The following is a 19,271-nucleotide window of genomic DNA, read 5'->3' on the forward strand; positions in this document are numbered from 1 at the left end:
GTGCCAGTTTGGATTTGTAAAAACAGCGTATCGAGGCATCGGGAAAAATGACAATAAACTGGCCACTCTTTTTGCTCTGGCTAATGTGGTTAGATTGGATCAAATGCTACGTAGGGGTTAATCTGCCTATCAGCCGAGAAAACCGGCTGAAAAGTAGATAATGAGCGACCCTATCCTCGCTTTTAGTTCTAAGAATTGTGTTTTAGAACATGCTCAAAGGATTGATGGACTTCTTCACACCTTCCTTAGAAGAGTCAAATTCTCAGTTGTTAACGTTGATAAATAAGTACACCATTCAATGTAATCAATTTTTTCCTGTTTTTGGCTTTAGTCAAATCTGCCCTGATATTGAAAGAGCTGAAGAGCTTAAGGCGCAGCAAGTTAATAAAATTAAAGAGGTTTTAAATAGTTTACCACACAGCTGCAAAGTGAAGCATGAGGATACAGGTTCTGTTCATGATGACGATTCAGTCACAAGGTCTTATAAAGATTTATCTATTATTTGGAATGTGTGTGAAGGTAATATTCCAATGGATGACTTTGAGGGTTATTTGAAAGTATACCCAGATAAGAAATCGTCGCCAACAGCAACAAGCTATAGAAAGTTGCTGTGTGTTTACGATTATAAAAAGTATTCCGATTAGAAGAGCTGAAGGGAGGTTTTCCTCCCTTCAGCTAGTTTGATGCATAGAGTTAAGCATCGATACGCTTGTACTTGATACGGTGAGGGCCAGCAGCCTCTTCACCCAGACGCTCTTTACGATCGGCTTCGTACTCGGTGTAGTTACCTTCGAAGAAGGTTACTTTTGAGTCGCCTTCGTAGGCCAGGATGTGTGTAGCTACACGATCCAGGAACCAGCGGTCGTGAGAGATCACCATGGCGCAGCCCGGGAATGCCAGCAGGGCATCTTCCAAAGCACGCAGGGTTTCAACGTCGAGGTCGTTGGAAGGTTCGTCCAATAGCAGTACGTTGCCGCCTTCTTTCAGTGTGGCAGCCAGCTGCAGTCGACCACGCTCACCACCGGAGAGTTCGCCAACACGCTTCTGCTGATCACCGCCCTTAAAGTTGAAACGGCCAATGTACTTACGGGACTGCATTTCGTAGCCGTTGATGCGCAAGATGTCCTGACCGTCAGAGATCGCTTCGAAAACGGTCTTGTCGTCTTTCAGCTCGTCACGCATCTGCTGAACGTTGGAGATTTTAATGCTATCGCCACGCTCAATGGAGCCGGAATCCGGTTGCTCGTCACCGGTGATCATTTTGAACAGTGTGGTTTTACCCGCACCGTTACCACCAATAATGCCGACAATGGCACCCTTGGGAACACTGAAACTCAGGTCATCGATCAGCAGACGGTCGCCGAAGCCTTTGGAAACATTATTGAACTCCAGCACTTTGTCACCCAGGCGTGGGCCAGGTGGAATGTAGATTTCGTTGGTTTCGTTACGGGTCTGAAATTCCTGGGACTGCATTTCTTCAAAGCGGGCCAGACGCGCTTTGGACTTGGACTGGCGACCTTTGGCATTGGAGCGGGACCATTCCAGTTCCTGCTGCATGGCTTTACGGTGAGCGTCCTGCTGTTTGCTTTCCTGCTCCAGTCGAGCGTCTTTCTGCTCCAGCCAGTCACTGTAGTTACCTTCCCATGGAATACCATGGCCACGGTCCAGTTCCAGAATCCAGCCAGCTGCGTTGTCCAGGAAGTAACGGTCGTGGGTGATGGCCACAACAGTACCCGGGTATTCAACGAGGAAGCGTTCCAGCCAGGCAACAGATTCAGCGTCCAGGTGGTTAGTAGGCTCGTCGAGGAGCAGCATTTCAGGGCTGGAGAGCAGCAGGCGACACAGAGCAACACGACGACGCTCACCACCGGACAGGTTATCCACAACCGCATCCCACTCTGGCAGACGCAGGGCATCAGCAGCTACTTCCAGTTTACGCTCCAGGTTGTGAGCGTCAGCGGCCTGGATAATGTTTTCCAGCTTGGCCTGTTCAGCGGCCAGGGCATCGAAGTCAGCATCGGGTTCAGCGTAAGCTGCATAAACCGCTTCGAGCTTGTCCTGAGCTTCCTTGATTTCACCCAGAGCTTCTTCCACCACTTCGCGAACGGTTTTGCCCGGGGTCAGTTGTGGTTCCTGAGGCAGGTAACCGACATTCAGATCAGGTTGTGGACGAGCTTCGCCGTCAAATTCGGTGTCAACACCCGCCATGATACGCAGCAGGGTAGATTTACCAGCACCGTTCAGACCCAGGACACCGATTTTGGCACCGGGAAAGAAAGAGAGAGAAATATCTTTAAGAATCTGGCGTTTCGGGGGAACGACCTTGCTCACCCGATTCATGGTGTACACGTACTGTGACATTTTGAGGGTGTCTCTGTATCAGGTTGATTTAACCGAGCGACGATACTTTAACCCTATAATCTTGGCAATGGTTTGGGAAGATAAAGTCTATGGTGATGTCCCTTTAAGAGACCCGGATGCCAAAAGGGACAAAATCCGGGATCAGAATAATGGATCTTCAGCTGAGAGAAGTGAATATGCACGAAATGAGTTGTGCGCGATTGTGACTCGAACTTCAGACAATGGAACCGAAAATAACAGGAAGTGTCCAAGGACGTGATGGTAGAACAAAGAAGATGAGTCGAACTCAAAAGACCATGAAGTTTTTTCGATACGAAATCCTGAACAGGTGTATTAGAATAGCCGCCGAAAAACCTCATTAACAGGCAACATCCCGAGGAATCATTAATGTTCAGAAAGGACATGTCCATCGCTGAGTTCGACCCTGAACTCAAGGCTGCCATCGATGCTGAAGCGGTTCGCCAGGAAGAGCATATCGAACTGATCGCTTCCGAAAACTACACCAGCCCCAGAGTGATGGAAGCACAAGGGTCTGTCCTGACCAACAAATACGCTGAAGGTTACCCCGGCAAGCGCTACTACGGTGGCTGCGAGCACGTTGACGTAACCGAGCAACTGGCTATTGATCGTGCCAAAGAACTGTTTGGTGCCAGCTATGCCAACGTTCAGCCACACTCCGGTTCTCAGGCTAATGCTGCTGTTTATATGGCTCTGGTTAAGCCAGGTGACAAAGTGTTGGGCATGAGCCTGGCCCACGGTGGTCACCTGACTCACGGTGCCAAGGTAAGCTTTTCCGGCCGTATCTATGAAGCTATCCAGTACGGTCTGAACCCTGAAACCGGCGAAATCGACTACGAAGAAGTAGAGCGTTTAGCTGAAGAACACAAGCCAAAAATGATCGTGGCAGGCTTCTCTGCCTACTCCCGTGTTGTTGACTGGCAGCGCTTCCGTGACATCGCAGACAAGATAGGCGCTTACCTGTTTGTTGATATGGCCCACGTTGCTGGTCTGATTGCTGCGGGTGTATACCCTTCTCCAGTAGGTATTGCTGACGTTGTCACCACCACTACTCACAAAACTCTGGGTGGTCCACGCGGTGGTCTGATCCTGGCCAATGACGACGAAGAGCTGAACAAGAAGTTCAACTTTGCCGTATTCCCTGAATCCCAGGGTGGTCCTCTGTGTCACGTCATTGCGGCTAAGGCTGTTTGCTTCAAGGAAGCTATGGCTGAAGACTTCAAGGTTTACCAGCAGCAGGTAGTGAAGAACGCTCAGGCAATGACTAGTGTCATGCTGGAGCGTGGTATCAACGTAGTTTCTGGCGGTACCGACGATCACCTGTTCCTGATGGATCTGATCGGTAAAGAGTACACCGGTAAAGACGCTGAAGCCGCTCTGGGTGAAGCCAACATTACTGTGAACAAAAACGCTGTTCCCAACGACCCACGTTCTCCGTTTGTAACCAGTGGTCTGCGTATCGGTACCCCGGCTATTACCCGTCGTGGTTTCAACGAAGAAGATTCTGCAGCTCTGGCTGGCTGGATTTGCGACGTGCTGGAAAACATTGGTAATGAGCAGGTGGTAGCTGACGTGAAAGCGAAGGTTCTGGAAATCTGCAAGCGTCTGCCTGTTTACAGCTGATGAGATAACACTGCTTTCTTAATGGAGGTGGTGAAGGCCGCTGATCTGAATAAGGTCAGCGGTTTTTTTATTATCAGAATGTTAGGATTTACTCGTTGTCTTGACTGATCTGCTGCTTGATAAAGGCGGTAATAAAATCGAGTTTTGAATCCATAAGCACCAGATCTGCCCTGATCTCCCTGACTTCAGCATCCAGTCTTGTCTGTCCCTCTTTCAAAGTCGCTACATCACTATCCAGTTTATTCTGACCTGTTTTCAGCTCACCCAACATCTGGCTATGGTCAGCCAGCTGGCGATTGATGTTGGCCAGTTCTTTATGCACATGCTGTTCAAACTGCGGATCTGACATGTTTTTCCCCATTACTTTTTCTTTTCAGCTCTCTGAGTCTAGTCCTCAGGGGAGAAGGTGATCGATGAAAAAATTCTATCAGGGTCGGGGGATCAAGTTTGTTGTGTAATGAAGATGATTGCCCCAAAAAAACGGTTACTGAAAGTCGATAATAACAGGTTCATTCTTGGGGTTAATATCATCAATTCTCAGGGCAACGGGGCAATGAATCGTTAAATGGTACAAGTTGGGCAGTGTTGCTTGTTCCATCAAAATGCACTCCTTGCGATCAGGCTCAATATTTCTCCATTTAATGATTCGTGGATTAATCATGAGGTCCATTTTAGGTTGGCCTTTTATCTGCTGGTGTTCTCTACTGTCTACGTATACGACGATTCTTTTGTTTTGCGCCACAGTAAAAGTCGTTTCTTCAGACTGATGCTTTCCCGATTGGTCTTCATACGCAACTGAGTATTTGTAAACATCTCCCCAGTGCCAAAGTTCATCTGGATAGAAGGCTGTAACAACACTGTGGGCCTCAGGAATCTCCAGATACATGGTTCGTCCGCTGATCGTTATATAACCGTCTTGTGTCTTCTTTTTTACAATGAATTGAACTGTTTTCCTGTCGGGGGCGGGGGCTTCCTGAAAGGTATAGCTGATGGGTGAACCGAAGTATTCCTGGCCGCCATGTGCTTCCTCATGTTGGTTCCATGGGAAAAACTCATTCGATCGATGGTTTGGAAATAATTGACGAGCGACCGCATAGGGCTTTGAACTGGGGTTAGAAAGGTGGAATCTGTAATAGTGGTGGCCTGGCAAGTGTTTGCATTTATCCGCAAGCTTTTCAATAGATATGCCCTCCCAGTGGGGCAACAGAAGAGGGCGGCCTATTGATCGGCTTACAGTGTTTTGCAAAGCCCTTAGAGCGTCGGGCTGACAGGTGCTATTGATGCCAAAGACACTTATGCCAGTGTCTGCCTCCGATGATGTGGCCAGTGCTTTTGAGCAGTAGCTGTTTAAATGTATTTTGCTTTCCAGTCTGCAATCTCGTTTGAGGGCTGGGCTGTTTACAGAAGCTCTCAAACGGTTCAGTTCGATGAAAGCCTTTTCGACGTTATCGTTGGCCCAGGATAAAATTGGCAGCAGTAAAACCATAATCAATGAGCTTGCTGAAATGACCTGACGGGGGGAGACCTGATCTGACACTGATTACACCTTTAACCTGAGAGCAGATATTTATTCTAGTTGACTGTATTGTGAGTCAGGCTAAGAAAGGCCATGCAGGGCATGGTTAAATGCTGCAAAGTGTTGGTAAATGTGCAACGGTGAATTATGATGGGTTACTTACTCTGAAAAACGTTTCTCTTACCCATGCACTGCCCTTTTTGCAACGCTGTAGACACCAAAGTCATTGATTCCCGCCTGGTGGCAGATGGCAACCAGGTTCGCCGTCGTCGTGAGTGTTTAACTTGCAGCGAACGGTTTACGACTTATGAAATGGCTGAGTTGTTGATACCTCGACTGGTCAAGAGGGACGGTTCCCGTGAGCCTTTCAATGAAGATAAGCTTCGGGCAGGTATGACCAAAGCGCTTGAAAAACGTCCTGTCAGCATGGAACAAATTGAAGAATCCGTGAACCGGATCAAGCATCGACTCAGAGCTACTGGCGAGCGGGAAGTGAAGTCTCTGGTTTTGGGTGAAGAAGTGATGCGCGAACTCAGGGAGTTGGACGAAATTGCTTATATCCGCTTTGCTTCGGTCTATCGTCACTTCAAGGATTTGAATGAATTTCGGGAAGAGATTGAACGACTGGAGACGGTTGATAAGCAATGAGGCCAGTCGGGCCTCATTGCAAACATTTCAGCGCAATCAGTTGATCACAGAGATAGCCAGAACGGCCATATAACCCGCAAACGCAACCAGAATAAGAGCACTTTTATAACGCGGAATCCTGCTGCAGACTGCCTTTCCTAATGCCATGGTTGAAGATGAGCCGGTTTCATTCCGGTTCATCGACAGGCTGGTCACTACAAAGATGGCTAGCAGAGCCGTAAGACCAGCCATAGCCAGCCCATCCCTTTGCATCACGATAGGATCGATTTCCAGACCACCACTGAGAATGCCAGGGAAAGCCAGTACACCCAACAGGTTGAAAATGTTGGAGCCAATGACAGTGGCCATAACCAGGTCAAACAGTCCTTTTCGGGCACTGGCAAGTGCGGCCGCCATTTCTGGCAAGCTGGTACCAAAGGCAATAACAGTCAGGCCGATCACAACTTCACTGATACCAAAAGAACGGGCCAGTTCGCTGGCGCCCCAGACCAGCAGTTTCGAGCTGCCCATCAGCAGGGCCAGCAAGACCAGACTTTCAATGACCGCTCTGGCTGTGGAAATGGAGAGGATTACGACTTCTTCGTCATCGTCACTGTCACCACCGGAATGTTTGGCCAGATAGTAGCAGTAAGCAACCAGCGCTCCTGCCAGAATGAAGCCATCTGTCTGACTGAGGTCGCCATCCAGCATCAGTGCCAAAGAAAATACAACGACCAGTCCCAGCAGAGGGAGCTCACGGGTAATAATACGACGGCTGACTACCAGTGGGTAAATCACACCACACAGAGCCAGAACCAGACCAATATTGATTATGTTGGAGCCCAGAGCATTACCAATAGCGATCCCGGCAGAGCCGTCCAGTGCGGCTACAGAAGAAACCAGCAACTCAGGAGCAGAAGTACCAAAAGCAACAATGGTCATACCGATAGTAAGAATGGACATGCCCAGACGGGAAGCCAGTGTCGAAGCCACTTCGATCAGACGATCGGCGCTCCAGGACAGCACCACAAAGCCAACGGCAATGGCGGCAACAAAAGATAGGATTTCAATCATATGGATAGACGAGAGGGCTTTTGACACAGGTAACAGTCACCAGGCCCTCTATAACCAGTGCTGTCACCCGAGTCTCGCCAAGAAGTGAGTTGAACTCACCGCCGTATACGCCACAGTCGAATGACCAATGATGTTGACGTATACACCTGTTGTCTGCCAGGCAGGCTACTCCCCCGAATTGCTCATCATTTTATTGACTTGTGTCATGGATATCCAGAGGTGAATTACCGAATCATGAATCGGTGCACTGCTTATGGAGAGTATTCTGACAGTTCCTTTATGTGTGACTGATCGCTATGATGCTTGCGATTATTAAAAGAAGACTTGAGTATGTACCCGTTCATCCGACTCCTGACGACTATTCGAAAAGCCAGCAAAGCGCCAGGCATTCCTGTTGATGGTATCAGCGAAAACAGCTTTCGCTGCATGCCCTGGGATCTTGATCTGTTCATGGAGATGAACAACGGTCGGGTACTGACGCTTTATGATCTGGGTCGGTTCACACTGTCTATCCAGAGCGGTCTGGCAAAGGTTCTGAAAGAACAAAACTGGGGGCTGGTGGTAGCTGGCAGTACGACTCGATACCGCAAGCGGGTTCGGATGTTTGACAAGGTCACCATGTACACCCAGGTTGCAGCCATGGATGAGCGGTGGATTTATATCATTCAGTCTATGTGGGTGAAGGGAGAACCGGCTTCTTCGGTGCTCTTAAGAACCGCTATTACTGAGAAAGGCAGAATGATTGCCACTGAGCGAGTGAAGAAAGCCATGAACCGGGAAGACTGGCATCGTGAACCAGAAGGTTGGGTCAAAGCCTGGATTGACAGTGAAGACCTGAGACCCTGGCCGCCCTTGCAGAGCTAGGCGCTCTTTTCCCAAGACTAACTGTTAGGCCATGATTTTTTAAACATCAAGAGTGTTGACTGGTTTCTGAATACCCAGTTGACCAGAATGTCCAGAGTGGATTCATAAACTTGAAAGCAGTGATGTGTTTCTGTCATCAGAAACATATTTCCTTCGGTCACTTGAATGATCAGCGACTCTTGAATAGGGGTTTCTGCACTTTCACCGTATATAGAAAGGAAGTAGAGCCCCGGAGATTGGTGCAGTTCATCAAGTGAAGGGTTTGCCTCTAAAACATAACCTTGATCTTCCATGCGTTTAACCAGCCTGCTTCTAATGTCTACTGCAGTTGCTACCCTGCTTAGTACTGCAAGCATATTGGCGATTGTTTGTGAAAAAGCGCCCAGCTGTGCGATTAGAAGCACTTTGGGTTGGACTGGTGAAAGAGTAAGAGTCTCACTCAGGTATTGGCTCAGAGAGTCTGCTTTATAGTTTTTGCAACAGATCACCTCTTTGGGGGAGGCTTCAGGCATGAACTCTTCACCAAAAGAATTACCATGGTCTCCAGAGATTGATGGCTGCTCAGGCATATTAACAACTACCCACTCACTCTCTGGAAGAAGAGTGTTACATGACTGACAGATTAATGCTCCTTCAGTTTGCATCCCGCAGAGAGAGCAGTTTTGCTGAGCACTCAGAGTCAATGTATAAATGCAGCATAAAATTCCATATATTTGTGCTCTGGAGTGCATCCAGTACCTCTGAGATCTGAATTGTTCAGGGCGGAGACTATATGCGAAACTTATCAGGATGCGGCCAGAGCTCGCTTTCTGGCCGATCAAACTGAATCAGTTCAATCAAGGTTCTGCCGTCTTTGATAAAGGCGACAGTGACATGCTCTGCCGGGCTTCGAGGCGATAGAATCACCTCTTTCCCTGCCAGTGCTGCTTCCAGGTCATCTACTTCAAAGGCAATATGCGGCATTGTTTTGATAATGTCCGGAAGTGTGTTGTCCTCGTCAAAGTTCATCCACTCCACTGCGTAGGGTGTCTCAAAGTAACCCGTCGCGTGCAGCTTCAGTTTTTTGTTGTAACAGTCGTTCGGAAGCTTTTCCCGGGTGGGAATGCCAACATGATGGAAGCGGAGTTCCTGCACTTTGCCCATCTCCTCTAATTTATTGTTCTAACATTTGATGTCAGCAGAACAGTATAGAGGGCGTGAAGGGTGAACATTATCCTGATACATGGCAATGGTGGCTGCACGGCCAATATGCATTGGTACCCTTATGCAGAAAAAGAGCTGACAGCTCGTGGCTATAAGGTAGTGTGTAAAACGTTGCCTGATAATCAGGTGGCTCATGAAGCCATCTGGATTCCCTATATCAGAGACGAGCTTGGAGCCAATAAAGACAGTATTCTGGTGGGGCACTCTTCCGGAGCCATTGCGGCAATGCGATACGCAGAGCAATACCCTCTGGCAGGAATGGTGTTGGTCAGTGCCTATATATCTGATCTGGGGGAGCCCAACGAAAAGGCCGGCGGATGGTTTGACCGACCCTGGCAGTGGGATCAGATGAAGCAACACTTACCATGGACGATTCAATTTGCCTCGGTCGATGATCCCTGGATTCCCATCGATGAAGCGCGCTGGGTCCGATCCCATCTGCAGGCGGAGTATTATGAATACACGGATAGAGGCCATTTTATTGGTGACCCTGTCACTACCGTCTTTCCCGAGCTGGTCGAAGCTCTGGGTCGCAAGCTTGCGAGCGGAAAATAGACATTTTATCGAGTTATTCCTGCCTGTAAGTGATGCTGGACACAAATCCATATAAACTACCCCCTTTTCTGACCTGAGCCGGAGCATGTCCAATGGCGTCTGCCATCGATCATGAAATGATGTCCCGTGCCTTGCAGCTGGCACGCAAAGGGTTATACACCACCATGCCCAATCCCAGGGTAGGGTGTGTGATCGAAAAGGGTGGGAAAATTATTGGCGAAGGTTTCCATGAAAGGCCTGGAGAGCCTCATGCTGAAGTTTATGCACTGAGAATGGCTGGGAAAGACGCCGAAGGTGCTACGGCTTATGTCACTCTCGAACCCTGCAGTCACTATGGTCGAACCCCCCCTTGTGCAGAAGGGCTGATCAAGGCAAAAGTAGGTCGCGTTGTTGCCGCAATGGAAGATCCCAACCCTCTGGTGGCTGGACGGGGTCTGGCCATGTTGCAGGAAGCTGGCATTAAGGTGGAGTCGGGGTTGCTTGAAGATGAGGCAAGAACTCTGAATCCCGGCTTTATCAAAAGAATGGAATCCGGGCGGCCTTTTGTTCGACTTAAACTGGCTATGAGTCTGGATGGTCGTACCGCCATGGAAAGTGGTGAGTCCCAGTGGATTACTGGTCCTGATGCCCGCAGTGAAGTTCAAAAACTCCGTGCTCAAAGCTGTGCCATTGTCACCGGTGTAGGCTCCATCCTTCAGGATAATTCTTCTTTAACGGTCAGAGCGGAAGAGTTGGGTCTGCCAGATTCAGAAATGCTGACACAGAGGCAACCACTGAGAGTGGTCGTGGACTCATCACTGCAGACACCGGTCGATGCAAAAGTTGTGACCGGGCCTGGAAACGTTTTGGTGGTTTGTACCGTGCAGGCAGATAAGCATAGACAGGAAGCACTTGAAGCGGCTGGAGCAGAAGTGCTTCGTTTGGAAGATCAGGCTGGCCGGGTTGATCTGCAGCAACTGATGGAAAAACTGGCTGAGCGGGATTGTCAGGAAGTGCTATTGGAAACGGGGGCTACTCTGGCCGGGGCTGCCGTTTCTGAAGGGCTGGTGGACGAACTGACGGTTTTTATGGCTCCGACGCTTATGGGGTCCTCTGCCCGGCCATTAATGTCACTGCCTTTCCGGTCCATGTCAGAAAAGCTGGATCTGAACATCTCTGATATGCGCGCTATAGGTAATGACTGGAAAATTACGGCGACTTTCAAAGCGAACACTGATCACTGATTACTGGAAATTCATTACTCATGTTTACAGGCATTATCGAGGCTGTTGGCAGCCTGCAGAAAGTAGAATCCCGTTCCGGTGATCTCAGGCTGACCATTCATTCCGGTCAGTTGGACCTTTCTGATGTAAAACTGGGCGACAGTATTGCTACCAATGGCGTCTGCCTGACCGTGGTCGAATTGACCGGGCAGGGTTATGTCGCTGATGTTTCACTGGAAACGCTGGAATATTCCACATTGGCCTCACTGGCTGTGGGTGCAAGCCTGAACCTCGAAAAAGCCCTGACTCCTTCTACCCGTTTGGGTGGGCACCTGGTCAGCGGGCATGTCGATGGTGTAGGAAAAATTGTTTCTATCGAACCATCAGGTCGATCCACGGTGTATTGGGTTGAGGCTCCTGGCAACCTGGCTCGATATATTGCCCATAAGGGCTCTATCACGGTGGATGGTGTCAGTCTGACGGTGAACAGGGTGGATGGTTGCCGCTTTGCCCTGAATATTGTGCCTCATACCCAGCAGGAAACCATTATTACCGGTTACAAGGCGGGCACACAGATCAACCTGGAAGTGGACGTTCTGGCACGTTATCTAGAGCGGTTGATGGACCCAAGCCTGAGGGAAGAAAATGAGCCCGCAGCTTCCAGTCTGACCGCTGGCTTTCTTGCCGAACACGGCTTTATGAAGTGACAGCTTCCAGCTTGGGATCGAAACCGTTAGAATAGGGCGGTTTCGCATACCGGATGTATAAAAACACACACGGGGGTGTTATGCAGCTTAACTCCATCGAAGAGATTATTGAGGATATTCGTATCGGCCGACCCGTTATCCTGATGGATGATGAGGACCGTGAGAACGAAGGTGACCTGATAATCGCTGCTGAAAAGATCACTCCTGAGATCGTGAATTTCATGGCCCGGGAAGCCAGAGGTTTGCTCTGTCTGACCCTTACTGGCGAGCGCTGTGATTTTCTGGGTCTGCCTCCTATGGTGGGCGCCGATGATAATTCTTCGGGTTTTGGGACACCCTTTACCGTTTCCATTGAAGCGGCTGAAGGGGTGACAACCGGCATTTCTGCCCACGACCGGGCCAGAACGATCAAGGTTGCCGTTGATCCCCTTTCCCGTCCGGGAGACATTGTCCAGCCTGGACACGTGTTCCCGTTGAGAGCTCAGCCAGGTGGTGTGCTCAGTCGTGCCGGCCATACGGAAGCTGGTTGTGATCTGGCAAGACTGGCCGGTCTTACACCGGCTGCTGCCATTATTGAGATCATGAACGAAGACGGTACTATGGCCCGCCGTCCTGATCTGGAAGTGTTTGCCAAAGAGCATGATCTGAAAATCGGTACCATTGCTGATCTGATCAACTACCGGATCCTGAACGAAAAAACGGTCGAGAAGGTCGAGCAGCGCACACTGGATACCGATTTGGGTCAGTTTGATATGACGGCCTACAAGGATTCCATCAGTGGTGCTACACACATCGCTCTGACCAAAGGCTACATTACGCCAAATTCTCCGGCGCTGGTGCGTGTGCATGCCATGGAACCTTTCCGTGACCTGCTGTCTGCCCATCCTGAGAAAGGCAAATCCAGCTGGTCGCTGCACAAAGCAATGGCCCGGATATCCAGTGAAGGGCGAGGTGTCATTGTATTGCTGGATTCCGAGTCGAGGCTTGATCTGGGCGGAGCTCTTGAGCGCTTTTCGGAAGGAAAAAGCGGTAGCACAGGCATGTCTGGTGCTTACCTGACCATTGGCACCGGTTCGCAGATTCTGCGTGATCTGGGTGTAGGCAAAATGCGCCTGCTCAGTTCACCGGTCCGGTTTGGTGCTTTGTCCGGGTTTGATCTGGAAATTGTTGAATACATCCCGTGTGAAGACTGACCACACGTCATGATTGGAAAGGCAGCCTGTGGCTGCTTTTTTCAGTGGGTAGTCAGAGCACTTGTGCTTCGTCGTAAGCGCATCAGACACAAAGATTTATTGAGGAAAACGCTATGTCTTTGAAAACCATCGAAGGCTCTCTGCAGGCTAATGGTGGCAAGTACGCGATCGTTGTTGGCCGCTGGAATGCTTTTGTCGTAGAAAGTCTGCTCAATGGTGCTGTGGACAGCCTGACCCGTCACGGTGTTGCACAAGAAGATATCACGATCGTTCGTTGCCCTGGCGCGTTCGAAATTCCACTGACTGTTAAGAAAGTTGCCAAAACCCAACGCTTCGACGCTATTATTGCTCTGGGTGCTGTAATTCGTGGTGGCACACCTCACTTTGAATTCGTGGCTAACGAATGTGTGAAGGGGCTGTCCACAGTGAATCTGGACGAAGAAATTCCGGTGAGCTTCGGTGTACTGACCGTCGACACCATCGAGCAGGCTATCGAGCGTTCCGGTACCAAGGCTGGTAACAAGGGTGAAGAGGCTGCCATGGCAGCTTTCGAAATGGTGTCCCTGCTCAAGAAACTGGAGGCCTGAGTTGTCCACTGAGAAGCAGGAAGCCGGGCAGAAATCTGCCCCGCGTCCAAAACCATCTGCCCGTCGTCGTGCACGTCAACTGGCGCTTCAAGCGTTGTACCAGTGGCAGATGTCCCAGTCGTCCATCACACAAATTGAAATGCAGTTCCGTGCGGACAACGATTTCAACAAAGTGGATGACGGCTATTTTCACATGCTGCTGACCGGCATTGCCCGTGAAGCAAGCCGACTGGATGACGCTATGTCTCCACTGCTGGATCGTCCGATTTCGCAATTGGATCCGGTAGAAATGTCGGCACTGCGCATTGGCTGCTACGAGCTGATGAACCGTTCTGATGTACCATACCGTGTGGTCATCAACGAAGCTATTGAGCTGGTTAAACGGTTCGGTGCCCAGGATTCTCACCGTTACATCAACGGTATTCTGGACAAACTGGCTCCGCGTGTTCGTCCTGATGAAGTGCGCAATTTCCGTAAGAAGTAAGTTGACAGATAAGAGTTAACAGTCAGGAGTCTCCAGTTAGCAGTTTGATTTAAACGAAAAACTGTTAACTGTACTCTCCATGCTGTTAACTTTATCTTTTGAACCCACCACATCTGTGGACTTATCTATGGCTTTAGGCGAATTTGACCTGATTCGCAGTTTCTTTGATCGTCCGGGTCTTCGATCTCATTTCAGTGATGTCGTTGGGATAGGCGACGATTGCGCCATAATTTCCCTTCCAAATGATCAGCAGTTAGCTCAATCTCTGGATACTCTCGTGGAAGGGGTTCATTTTCCAGAAGACTGTGATCCTCATCTTCTAGGCTGTCGAGCTCTGGCAGTCAATCTCAGTGATCTGGCTGCTATGGGGGCTACTCCTCACAGTTTTACTCTTGGCTTAACTTTGCCCGAATCCAACAGTGTCTGGTTGCAATCATTTTCTGACGGTCTGACTGAGCTGGCAACCACGCATCAGATTGGCTTGATCGGCGGTGATACCACTCGTGGTCCTCTGACTATCTCAATACAGGTTCAGGGAACATTGCCCAAGGGCAAGGCCCTGCGTCGTAACGGCGCAAAAGCGGGAGATCTGATTTATGTCAGTGGCTATCTGGGAGAGGCCGCAGGGGCTTTGCCAGCAGTATTAAGAGGCGAAAAGCCTGAGAATGCCAGTACTTCTGAAGAGCAGTATTTGTTACAGCGCTATTATCGACCATCACCCAGAGTGAGTCTGGGCCAGTGGCTTCTGGAGAATGGCGCTTCAGCTGCTCTGGATATTTCTGATGGGTTGTTGGGGGATCTTGGGCACATTCTCAAAGCCAGTCAGGTGGGTGCTGAGTTGAATATCTCATCCGTACCGGTTTCCAGTGAGCTTGAGAGCTTGCTGGGTGTTGAGAAAGCCAGAGAGTTGGCTTTGACCGGAGGCGATGACTATGAGCTTTGTTTCACCTGGCCCGAGCAAAAAAAGTTACAGCTTCCTGACAGTCTGTTGGCAGACAATCATGTAACCTGCGTCGGTCGTATAACACCCTCTCCTGGGCTAGTGGATGCAGAGACAGGTCAACCACTTTCGCCTCAGGCATATCAGCACTTTTAATTTAAGCTATTGGCATATAGTCATCGTATATGAGCAAGAAACCCTCAGTCTGGACAAATCCGGTTCACTTTTTTGCCTTTGGTCTTGGCAGTGGATTGTCACCTGTAGCACCCGGTACTTTTGGTACTGTGGCAGCCATTCCTTTTTATCTGCTTTTCCAGTACCTGCCGTTGTGGAACTATCTGCTGGTACTGCTGGTCAGTATTGTCCTGGGTATCTGGTTGTGTGGAAAAGCGTCTAAAGATCTGGGAGTGCATGATCATCCAGGGATCGTCTGGGATGAATTTGTGGGCTATTGGATTACCATGCTGATGGCTCCAAGCGGCTGGGAATGGATACTGGTCGGATTTATTCTGTTCAGAATCTTCGATATCTGGAAACCCTGGCCTATTGGCTGGCTGGATAAGAAAGTCCATGGCGGGCTGGGTATTATGATTGATGACATCATTGCCGGTATTTTTGCGCTTATCTCCCTCCAGGTCATCGCCCACCTGCTCATTTGAGCAGGTGTTGCAGTATGAACTTCTATTTTTCTAATTCAGACGTTACAAGCTCACACCTCACTTTATAATCGAAGCAATTGCTAGCTCTGGCCATGGCTGAACTACCAAGAAGGCTGAACTTGGTGAGAAGCACTGATACTTTGTTCTGGTGCAGATTACTTTGTAATTCGTTAAGCGTGCATTGATCAATTTTGTTTTTTGGAGCCCTCTGGCAATGCGGCAACCCTGCCATTACCAGGTGTCCGATGTTGTCTGAAAGGGTTTTGTTGAGAACGTCATCCCTTAGCGGAGCTATATCAAACTGACTGGTGATGGTTTGCTCAAGAACAGTCTCTTCACCAAAAGAGAGTCTCAGTTCACTGCCCATGGGTACAGGAGGTCCTATTAATTCTGCGCTGACTCTGGACAGATGGAACTGGCAGTATTCAGGGCTTTCCGTACATGAATATTCAGTCCTGACAGTATTGGGGGAGGCTCTTGAATAGGCAGACCAGACGGGTGTAACTTGCAGGTAGAAAATGGCGAGGCGGTCATTGGGTGTCAGTTCAATTTCAATGTCGCTGTAGCGTTCATCATCAATTCCATAGACACAACTGACCAACTCCAGCGCAAAGTTTGCCCAGGCCATCTTCGACTTATTGAGGAGCTTGCTGATATGCGCACTCTGAAAAGTCAAAGGCAGGTTTTGATCAAAAGGAGGTGATGTCTCGGATGGTGTTTTGGATTGAGAAGGGCTTTTATGCTTGCGACGATATTTAAACTCAAGGTGTTGCCATACTTTTGGCATTCCGGGCTGCAGGGAAACGACACCCGTTTTTGCTGCCTCTGCTGTTGAGATGCTTTCTGGCAGTGGGCAGTTAAACGAATGGGCGGTTGCCGGTTTTGAAGCAAAGAGAGTCAGTGCTATCAAGCCGGATTGAAGTGCTCGTATAAAGGCTGTTTTTTTAATCATGGGTCACCCAGAGTAAATCTGAAATCCTTTTCATTTGTTCAGGTTGTTAAACAGGTCTTGAGTTTAGTTCAACGACTTGACCCTGATGCTTGGGGCACGGAAGATAGAGCCCGAATGGAATTGGATTAGAGTTCAGTCTTGAGCGATCAAGGTTTTTTCGCTTCAGGCTGTTTACGGTATAAAAATAATGAAATCAGTCTTCCCTGTTGGTCTGTTTGCCAGCTTCTTGTTGTTCTTTGCTTCACTTTCTCATGCCGTCAATGTCCGGGTGGTTGCTCTTTTTCCGGATAAGGCTCTGGTATTCATTGATGGTGAACGACAGTTTCTTGAAGTCGGTGGGCCACCGGTGCAGGGGGTTCGACTGATTGATGCCAGCAGTCGCAAAGCAAGAGTTGAAGTGAACGGAGTAGCAAAAGACTATTTTCTGAGCCGGGATATGGGAGATGGCATTCAGTCCCCTGAAAAACTGACTTTCAGAATTAATCGAACCAATCAGGGTCAGTATCTGGCCCAAAGTGTGATCAACAATAATTCCGTTCAGGTTCTGGTGGATACAGGCGCCAATGTTGTCGCAATGAATGCCGCTACAGCGGATCGAATTGGACTGAACTATAAGGATGGCAATACTGTGAGAGTGGAAACCGCCAGCGGTGTGGTTCGGGGCTTTCAGGTGATGCTGGACTTCGTTTCTGTTGGCGGGATTCGTGTCCCTAATGTAGAAGCTACGGTTATCGAGGGTAATAGCCCTGAGACGGTTCTGCTGGGGATGAGTTATCTGAAAAGTATTCGCTTCAGCGAAGAAGGCGGTGTTATGACACTGCAGGCACGTTATTAACTCGCCTGTAACATCGTGTACTGTTACAATCTCTCCGCACGACTGTCTTGAGGAGTAGTGAGTGTCTGTTCGTTACGTTGCAGAGTCTCGCTTGCCCACCCCTTTCGGTGAGTTCATCATGCATGGATTTGAAGAGAGTGGCACCGGCAAGGAGCACCTGGCTCTCACCATGGGGGATGTAAGCCAGGGTGGTCCCGTCCTGGCACGGGTTCATTCAGAGTGTCTGACCGGAGATGCTCTTTTCAGCATGCGCTGTGATTGTGGTCCTCAGCTTGAGGCAGCTATGCGCAAAATTGCCGAGGCAGGGCGCGGAGTTATCCTGTACTTGCGCCAGGAAGGTCGAGGCATTGGCTTGCTCAATAAAGTGCGTGCCTACCAGCTTCAGGATACAGGTCTGGATACCGTAGAAGCCAATGAAGAACTGGGCTTTGCAGCGGATCTGCGCAAATACGATATGTGTAAGACCATGCTGGACCATTTGGGGGTTTCACAATTGGTACTCATGACCAATAATCCCAAGAAAGTTGAAGCACTAACCCGTCAGGGAATTGAAGTGGTTCAGCGTCAGCCTCACCAGACTGGACAGAATCCTCATAACGAGAAGTATCTGACCACCAAGGTTTGGAAACTGGGACATTTGTACGATACAGCTTGATGGTGAGTTAGAGCCAGATACTGCCTGTTTCTGGCTCTATAGACCGTTTTCTTAGTCATCAGTTGCTATTAAATCGTCGATATTCAGTCTTTTATCTGCTTCCAGATCGCTTTCAAATGATTCCATCAAGTACTCGAAGTCTGCCCTGAATCCATCGTCCTCCTTATAAGGTTCATCAAGCTTTTTCCGCCATTCATTGCCGACTTTATAGTTCAGCTCGCAGCTATCCTCACCCGGAGTAAAGTGGAAAAACATGTCAGGGTGTTCGGAGTCTTTTGGCTCAAAGTAACGCATGACAGGTAGATTACCTGCGTCAGTGTCTGCAGATGAATACTCCCAGACGAGGTATTTGTCATTCTCTCCCTGTTTCTTCATGACGAACTGGTTGTTATCCAGCTTCATGAATTTTTCAGTATCAGAAAGGCCATTTGAGCTGGGAAAAGATAGTGCAAAGGGTGGTTTTGCCTCATGATAAATCTCGGAAAGAATAAATCGATGGGGAGCCAACAGCTCAGCTCGGGCGGAGGGTGAGTTTCCAGAGTCTCTGAATTCCTGGTAGATATGTTTGGAGTGCTTCAGACCTACACCCAGATTCCAGAGAGCTAAAGCCGGTGAGGCCACTGGAGAGAGCACCAGGCTGCTTGCGCCTCCTGCTATTGCTGCTCCCAGCAGTTTGCAGCCCTGAACCGGTTTGGCCGAATATTCCTCAATGCTCTTGCTGGTGAGTTTTTCCGGCGCTTTTCTGAAAAGGTTTCGGACTCCGTTGGCCGCTTTGCAGCTGATTCCATAAAAGAATCCGATGGCTTTGCCTACTGCTTTGCCTGCAGCCTTTCCAGCAGCGCCACCGAGATTGAATGCTTTTGCCAGGCCTATGGGGACTCCTCGACCCGTCATTCCAGCGGCATATGCAGCGGTTCCAAGAAAAGCAGTGATTTTGCCTGACATGACTCGTCCCTGTGTCTGTTCCTTTAAAAGAAGGCTCTTAATGGATTCCGGGGAGTTATCCAAACAACACTCCCAGAAGACCGGTTAGAGCTGCTTTCCCGCGCTTCTTGATATTGTGCAGGCACTCGAAGAAACCCAAATACAGCGGTAACTTCTCTTGTGATATACCCCGATGAGGACGCAACCAGGAACGCAACAGCGACCAGAACCCCTCCATTGTATTCACATGAATCTCATGAAAACCGTCGCCGTCCTCATCTCGTGCATATTC

General features: G+C 49.3%; 22 protein-coding genes and 1 pseudogene. 14 read left to right on the forward strand and 9 right to left on the reverse strand.

The window, feature by feature from the left end; translation table 11 throughout:
* Positions 1-209: 209 nt before the first annotated feature.
* Positions 210-644: a hypothetical protein gene (locus WG89_RS15405; RefSeq protein ID WP_062267691.1), complete on the forward strand. Its 435-nt coding sequence runs from the start codon at positions 210-212 to the stop codon at positions 642-644.
* Positions 645-693: 49 nt separating this feature from the next.
* On the opposite strand, the gene ettA is transcribed toward WG89_RS15405, so the two are convergent.
* On the reverse strand, positions 694-2,361 hold the full coding sequence (ettA, locus tag WG89_RS15410; protein ID WP_062267693.1) for an energy-dependent translational throttle protein EttA: 1,668 nt from the start codon (positions 2,359-2,361) through the stop codon (positions 694-696).
* A 387-nt stretch (positions 2,362-2,748) separates the two neighbouring features.
* On the opposite strand from ettA, the gene glyA reads away from it, so the two are divergent.
* A complete protein-coding gene (gene glyA, locus WG89_RS15415) occupies positions 2,749-4,002 on the forward strand; it encodes a serine hydroxymethyltransferase (protein WP_062267695.1) in 1,254 nt (417 codons plus the stop codon).
* An 88-nt stretch (positions 4,003-4,090) separates the two neighbouring features.
* On the opposite strand, the gene WG89_RS15420 is transcribed toward glyA, so the two are convergent.
* Both WG89_RS15420 and WG89_RS15425 read right to left on the reverse strand, forming a co-directional pair.
* On the reverse strand, positions 4,091-4,351 hold the full coding sequence (locus tag WG89_RS15420) for a hypothetical protein (protein WP_153301622.1): 261 nt from the start codon (positions 4,349-4,351) through the stop codon (positions 4,091-4,093).
* A gap of 135 nt (positions 4,352-4,486) precedes the next feature.
* On the reverse strand, positions 4,487-5,539 hold the full coding sequence (locus WG89_RS15425) for a hypothetical protein (RefSeq protein ID WP_062267699.1): 1,053 nt from the start codon (positions 5,537-5,539) through the stop codon (positions 4,487-4,489).
* A 165-nt stretch (positions 5,540-5,704) separates the two neighbouring features.
* Here WG89_RS15425 and nrdR point away from each other — a divergent pair, with 165 nt between their 5' ends.
* Positions 5,705-6,166, forward strand: a complete 462-nt coding sequence (nrdR, locus tag WG89_RS15430; protein WP_062267701.1) for a transcriptional regulator NrdR — start codon at positions 5,705-5,707, stop codon at positions 6,164-6,166.
* A 36-nt stretch (positions 6,167-6,202) separates the two neighbouring features.
* Here nrdR and WG89_RS15435 read toward each other — a convergent pair whose 3' ends face one another.
* A complete protein-coding gene (locus tag WG89_RS15435) occupies positions 6,203-7,246 on the reverse strand; it encodes a calcium/sodium antiporter (RefSeq protein ID WP_153301623.1) in 1,044 nt (347 codons plus the stop codon).
* 303 nt (positions 7,247-7,549) lie between these two features.
* Between WG89_RS15435 and WG89_RS15440 the strand changes: the two genes are divergently transcribed.
* Complete coding sequence (locus WG89_RS15440) at positions 7,550-8,083, forward strand: acyl-CoA thioesterase (RefSeq protein ID WP_062267705.1); 534 nt, start codon at positions 7,550-7,552, stop codon at positions 8,081-8,083.
* A gap of 17 nt (positions 8,084-8,100) precedes the next feature.
* Here the strand turns inward: WG89_RS15440 and WG89_RS15445 are convergent, their stop codons facing one another.
* A complete protein-coding gene (locus WG89_RS15445; protein WP_062267706.1) occupies positions 8,101-8,652 on the reverse strand; it encodes a hypothetical protein in 552 nt (183 codons plus the stop codon).
* A gap of 199 nt (positions 8,653-8,851) precedes the next feature.
* The gene (locus WG89_RS15450; protein WP_062267731.1) at positions 8,852-9,217 is read right to left on the reverse strand and encodes a VOC family protein; all 366 of its coding nucleotides are present in this window, start codon (positions 9,215-9,217) and stop codon (positions 8,852-8,854) included.
* Positions 9,218-9,286: 69 nt separating this feature from the next.
* Here WG89_RS15450 and WG89_RS15455 point away from each other — a divergent pair, with 69 nt between their 5' ends.
* From WG89_RS15455 to WG89_RS15490, 8 genes are all read left to right on the forward strand, one after another.
* On the forward strand, positions 9,287-9,841 hold the full coding sequence (locus WG89_RS15455) for an RBBP9/YdeN family alpha/beta hydrolase (RefSeq protein WP_062267708.1): 555 nt from the start codon (positions 9,287-9,289) through the stop codon (positions 9,839-9,841).
* Between the two features lie 92 nt (positions 9,842-9,933).
* Positions 9,934-11,064: a bifunctional diaminohydroxyphosphoribosylaminopyrimidine deaminase/5-amino-6-(5-phosphoribosylamino)uracil reductase RibD gene (gene ribD, locus WG89_RS15460; protein ID WP_062267711.1), complete on the forward strand. Its 1,131-nt coding sequence runs from the start codon at positions 9,934-9,936 to the stop codon at positions 11,062-11,064.
* A gap of 20 nt (positions 11,065-11,084) precedes the next feature.
* Entirely contained in the window at positions 11,085-11,750 is a 666-nt protein-coding gene (locus tag WG89_RS15465) for a riboflavin synthase (RefSeq protein ID WP_062267713.1), read from the forward strand.
* Between the two features lie 80 nt (positions 11,751-11,830).
* Complete coding sequence (gene ribBA / locus WG89_RS15470; protein WP_062267715.1) at positions 11,831-12,943, forward strand: bifunctional 3,4-dihydroxy-2-butanone-4-phosphate synthase/GTP cyclohydrolase II; 1,113 nt, start codon at positions 11,831-11,833, stop codon at positions 12,941-12,943.
* 113 nt (positions 12,944-13,056) lie between these two features.
* A complete protein-coding gene (gene ribH / locus WG89_RS15475) occupies positions 13,057-13,530 on the forward strand; it encodes a 6,7-dimethyl-8-ribityllumazine synthase (protein WP_062267717.1) in 474 nt (157 codons plus the stop codon).
* Between the two features lies 1 nt (position 13,531).
* Positions 13,532-14,014, forward strand: coding sequence for a transcription antitermination factor NusB (nusB, locus tag WG89_RS15480; RefSeq protein ID WP_062267719.1), 483 nt, complete (start codon positions 13,532-13,534; stop codon positions 14,012-14,014).
* 127 nt (positions 14,015-14,141) lie between these two features.
* Positions 14,142-15,110 (forward strand): thiamine-phosphate kinase, encoded by a 969-nt coding sequence (gene thiL, locus WG89_RS15485; RefSeq protein ID WP_062267733.1) that lies wholly within the window; start codon positions 14,142-14,144, stop codon positions 15,108-15,110.
* A gap of 29 nt (positions 15,111-15,139) precedes the next feature.
* Positions 15,140-15,613, forward strand: a complete 474-nt coding sequence (locus WG89_RS15490; RefSeq protein WP_062267721.1) for a phosphatidylglycerophosphatase A family protein — start codon at positions 15,140-15,142, stop codon at positions 15,611-15,613.
* Between the two features lie 22 nt (positions 15,614-15,635).
* Here the strand turns inward: WG89_RS15490 and WG89_RS15495 are convergent, their stop codons facing one another.
* On the reverse strand, positions 15,636-16,565 hold the full coding sequence (locus tag WG89_RS15495) for a hypothetical protein (protein ID WP_062267723.1): 930 nt from the start codon (positions 16,563-16,565) through the stop codon (positions 15,636-15,638).
* 187 nt (positions 16,566-16,752) lie between these two features.
* On the opposite strand from WG89_RS15495, the gene WG89_RS15500 reads away from it, so the two are divergent.
* Together WG89_RS15500 and ribA are read left to right on the forward strand one after the other, a co-directional pair.
* Positions 16,753-17,400 carry a retropepsin-like aspartic protease family protein gene (locus WG89_RS15500; protein ID WP_062267725.1) on the forward strand — a complete coding sequence of 216 codons (648 nt, stop codon included), beginning with the start codon at positions 16,753-16,755 and terminating at the stop codon, positions 17,398-17,400.
* 61 nt (positions 17,401-17,461) lie between these two features.
* Positions 17,462-18,055, forward strand: a complete 594-nt coding sequence (ribA, locus tag WG89_RS15505) for a GTP cyclohydrolase II (RefSeq protein WP_062267727.1) — start codon at positions 17,462-17,464, stop codon at positions 18,053-18,055.
* A 51-nt stretch (positions 18,056-18,106) separates the two neighbouring features.
* On the opposite strand, the gene WG89_RS15510 is transcribed toward ribA, so the two are convergent.
* Together WG89_RS15510 and WG89_RS29410 are read right to left on the reverse strand one after the other, a co-directional pair.
* Complete coding sequence (locus WG89_RS15510; RefSeq protein WP_062267729.1) at positions 18,107-19,000, reverse strand: hypothetical protein; 894 nt, start codon at positions 18,998-19,000, stop codon at positions 18,107-18,109.
* 55 nt (positions 19,001-19,055) lie between these two features.
* A pseudogene (locus WG89_RS29410) lies at positions 19,056-19,271 on the reverse strand (IS1595 family transposase); the annotation flags it as partial.

Origin of the sequence: Endozoicomonas arenosclerae, assembly GCF_001562015.1 — a bacterium.
Classification (GTDB): Bacteria; Pseudomonadota; Gammaproteobacteria; order Pseudomonadales; family Endozoicomonadaceae; genus Endozoicomonas_A; species Endozoicomonas_A arenosclerae.

Coding starts and splice junctions, on each gene's coding strand:
- WG89_RS15405 (WP_062267691.1), top strand. CDS start 210: ATGCTCAAAGGATTGATGGACTTCTTCACACCTTCCTTAGAAGAGTCA.
- ettA (WP_062267693.1), bottom strand. CDS start 2,361: ATGTCACAGTACGTGTACACCATGAATCGGGTGAGCAAGGTCGTTCCC.
- glyA (WP_062267695.1), top strand. CDS start 2,749: ATGTTCAGAAAGGACATGTCCATCGCTGAGTTCGACCCTGAACTCAAG.
- WG89_RS15420 (WP_153301622.1), bottom strand. CDS start 4,351: ATGTCAGATCCGCAGTTTGAACAGCATGTGCATAAAGAACTGGCCAAC.
- nrdR (WP_062267701.1), top strand. CDS start 5,705: ATGCACTGCCCTTTTTGCAACGCTGTAGACACCAAAGTCATTGATTCC.
- WG89_RS15440 (WP_062267705.1), top strand. CDS start 7,550: ATGTACCCGTTCATCCGACTCCTGACGACTATTCGAAAAGCCAGCAAA.
- WG89_RS15445 (WP_062267706.1), bottom strand. CDS start 8,652: ATGCCTGAGCAGCCATCAATCTCTGGAGACCATGGTAATTCTTTTGGT.
- ribD (WP_062267711.1), top strand. CDS start 9,934: ATGGCGTCTGCCATCGATCATGAAATGATGTCCCGTGCCTTGCAGCTG.
- WG89_RS15465 (WP_062267713.1), top strand. CDS start 11,085: ATGTTTACAGGCATTATCGAGGCTGTTGGCAGCCTGCAGAAAGTAGAA.
- ribBA (WP_062267715.1), top strand. CDS start 11,831: ATGCAGCTTAACTCCATCGAAGAGATTATTGAGGATATTCGTATCGGC.
- ribH (WP_062267717.1), top strand. CDS start 13,057: ATGTCTTTGAAAACCATCGAAGGCTCTCTGCAGGCTAATGGTGGCAAG.
- thiL (WP_062267733.1), top strand. CDS start 14,142: ATGGCTTTAGGCGAATTTGACCTGATTCGCAGTTTCTTTGATCGTCCG.
- WG89_RS15490 (WP_062267721.1), top strand. CDS start 15,140: ATGAGCAAGAAACCCTCAGTCTGGACAAATCCGGTTCACTTTTTTGCC.
- WG89_RS15495 (WP_062267723.1), bottom strand. CDS start 16,565: ATGATTAAAAAAACAGCCTTTATACGAGCACTTCAATCCGGCTTGATA.
- WG89_RS15500 (WP_062267725.1), top strand. CDS start 16,753: ATGAAATCAGTCTTCCCTGTTGGTCTGTTTGCCAGCTTCTTGTTGTTC.
- WG89_RS15510 (WP_062267729.1), bottom strand. CDS start 19,000: ATGTCAGGCAAAATCACTGCTTTTCTTGGAACCGCTGCATATGCCGCT.